This is a genomic window from Bacillus sanguinis (assembly GCF_018332475.1).
GTDB lineage: Bacteria > Bacillota > Bacilli > Bacillales > Bacillaceae_G > Bacillus_A > Bacillus_A sanguinis.
In genome coordinates this window covers 1-2,986 of record NZ_BOQB01000034.1, presented here as the reverse complement: position 1 = coordinate 2,986, position 2,986 = coordinate 1, and the positions used below count along the sequence as shown (strand labels likewise).

Below are 2,986 nucleotides of genomic sequence, written 5' to 3'. Positions count from 1 at the left end.
GTATGTTCTTTGAAAACTAGATAACAGTGTAGCTCATATTTTTTAATTTTTAGTTTGGTTAAGTTAGAAAGGGCGCACGGTGGATGCCTTGACACTAGGAGTCGATGAAGGACGGGACTAACGCCGATATGCTTCGGGGAGCTGTAAGTAAGCTTTGATCCGAAGATTTCCGAATGGGGAAACCCACCATACGTAATGGTATGGTATCCTTATCTGAATACATAGGGTAAGGAAGACAGACCCAGGGAACTGAAACATCTAAGTACCTGGAGGAAGAGAAAGCAAATGCGATTTCCTGAGTAGCGGCGAGCGAAACGGAACATAGCCCAAACCAAGAGGCTTGCCTCTTGGGGTTGTAGGACATTCTATACGGAGTTACAAAGGAACGAGGTAGACGAAGCGACCTGGAAAGGTCCGTCGTAGAGGGTAACAACCCCGTAGTCGAAACTTCGTTCTCTCTTGAATGTATCCTGAGTACGGCGGAACACGTGAAATTCCGTCGGAATCTGGGAGGACCATCTCCCAAGGCTAAATACTCCCTAGTGATCGATAGTGAACCAGTACCGTGAGGGAAAGGTGAAAAGCACCCCGGAAGGGGAGTGAAAGAGATCCTGAAACCGTGTGCCTACAAATAGTCAGAGCCCGTTAATGGGTGATGGCGTGCCTTTTGTAGAATGAACCGGCGAGTTACGATCCCGTGCGAGGTTAAGCTGAAGAGGCGGAGCCGCAGCGAAAGCGAGTCTGAATAGGGCGTTTAGTACGTGGTCGTAGACCCGAAACCAGGTGATCTACCCATGTCCAGGGTGAAGTTCAGGTAACACTGAATGGAGGCCCGAACCCACGCACGTTGAAAAGTGCGGGGATGAGGTGTGGGTAGCGGAGAAATTCCAATCGAACCTGGAGATAGCTGGTTCTCCCCGAAATAGCTTTAGGGCTAGCCTTAAGTGTAAGAGTCTTGGAGGTAGAGCACTGATTGGACTAGGGGTCCTCATCGGATTACCGAATTCAGTCAAACTCCGAATGCCAATGACTTATCCTTAGGAGTCAGACTGCGAGTGATAAGATCCGTAGTCAAAAGGGAAACAGCCCAGACCGCCAGCTAAGGTCCCAAAGTGTGTATTAAGTGGAAAAGGATGTGGAGTTGCTTAGACAACTAGGATGTTGGCTTAGAAGCAGCCACCATTTAAAGAGTGCGTAATAGCTCACTAGTCGAGTGACTCTGCGCCGAAAATGTACCGGGGCTAAATACACCACCGAAGCTGCGGATTGATACCAATGGTATCAGTGGTAGGGGAGCGTTCTAAGGACAGTGAAGTCAGACCGTAAGGACTGGTGGAGTGCTTAGAAGTGAGAATGCCGGTATGAGTAGCGAAAGACGGGTGAGAATCCCGTCCACCGAATGCCTAAGGTTTCCTGAGGAAGGCTCGTCCGCTCAGGGTTAGTCAGGACCTAAGCCGAGGCCGACAGGCGTAGGCGATGGACAACAGGTTGATATTCCTGTACCACCTCTTTATCGTTTGAGCAATGGAGGGACGCAGAAGGATAGAAGAAGCGTGCGATTGGTTGTGCACGTCCAAGCAGTTAGGCTGATAAGTAGGCAAATCCGCTTATCGTGAAGGCTGAGCTGTGATGGGGAAGCTCCTTATGGAGCGAAGTCTTTGATTCCCCGCTGCCAAGAAAAGCTTCTAGCGAGATAAAAGGTGCCTGTACCGCAAACCGACACAGGTAGGCGAGGAGAGAATCCTAAGGTGTGCGAGAGAACTCTGGTTAAGGAACTCGGCAAAATGACCCCGTAACTTCGGGAGAAGGGGTGCTTTCTTAACGGAAAGCCGCAGTGAATAGGCCCAAGCGACTGTTTAGCAAAAACACAGCTCTCTGCGAAGCCGTAAGGCGAAGTATAGGGGGTGACACCTGCCCGGTGCTGGAAGGTTAAGGAGAGGGGTTAGCGTAAGCGAAGCTCTGAACTGAAGCCCCAGTAAACGGCGGCCGTAACTATAACGGTCCTAAGGTAGCGAAATTCCTTGTCGGGTAAGTTCCGACCCGCACGAAAGGTGTAACGATTTGGGCACTGTCTCAACCAGAGACTCGGTGAAATTATAGTACCTGTGAAGATGCAGGTTACCCGCGACAGGACGGAAAGACCCCGTGGAGCTTTACTGTAGCCTGATATTGAATTTTGGTACAGTTTGTACAGGATAGGCGGGAGCCATTGAAACCGGAGCGCTAGCTTCGGTGGAGGCGCTGGTGGGATACCGCCCTGACTGTATTGAAATTCTAACCTACGGGTCTTATCGACCCGGGAGACAGTGTCAGGTGGGCAGTTTGACTGGGGCGGTCGCCTCCTAAAGTGTAACGGAGGCGCCCAAAGGTTCCCTCAGAATGGTTGGAAATCATTCGTAGAGTGCAAAGGCATAAGGGAGCTTGACTGCGAGACCTACAAGTCGAGCAGGGACGAAAGTCGGGCTTAGTGATCCGGTGGTTCCGCATGGAAGGGCCATCGCTCAACGGATAAAAGCTACCCCGGGGATAACAGGCTTATCTCCCCCAAGAGTCCACATCGACGGGGAGGTTTGGCACCTCGATGTCGGCTCATCGCATCCTGGGGCTGTAGTCGGTCCCAAGGGTTGGGCTGTTCGCCCATTAAAGCGGTACGCGAGCTGGGTTCAGAACGTCGTGAGACAGTTCGGTCCCTATCCGTCGTGGGCGTAGGAAATTTGAGAGGAGCTGTCCTTAGTACGAGAGGACCGGGATGGACGCACCGCTGGTGTACCAGTTGTTCTGCCAAGGGCATAGCTGGGTAGCTATGTGCGGAAGGGATAAGTGCTGAAAGCATCTAAGCATGAAGCCCCCCTCAAGATGAGATTTCCCATAGCGTAAGCTAGTAAGATCCCTGAAAGATGATCAGGTTGATAGGTTCGAGGTGGAAGCATGGTGACATGTGGAGCTGACGAATACTAATAGATCGAGGACTTAACCATATAATATG

At 51.2% G+C, this 2,986-nt stretch carries 1 rRNA gene; it reads left to right on the top strand.

What is annotated here, in order from left to right:
- Nucleotides 1-56 precede the first annotated feature (56 nt).
- A 23S ribosomal RNA gene (locus tag KI369_RS05275) occupies nt 57-2,978 on the top strand.
- Nucleotides 2,979-2,986: the final 8 nt, after the last annotated feature.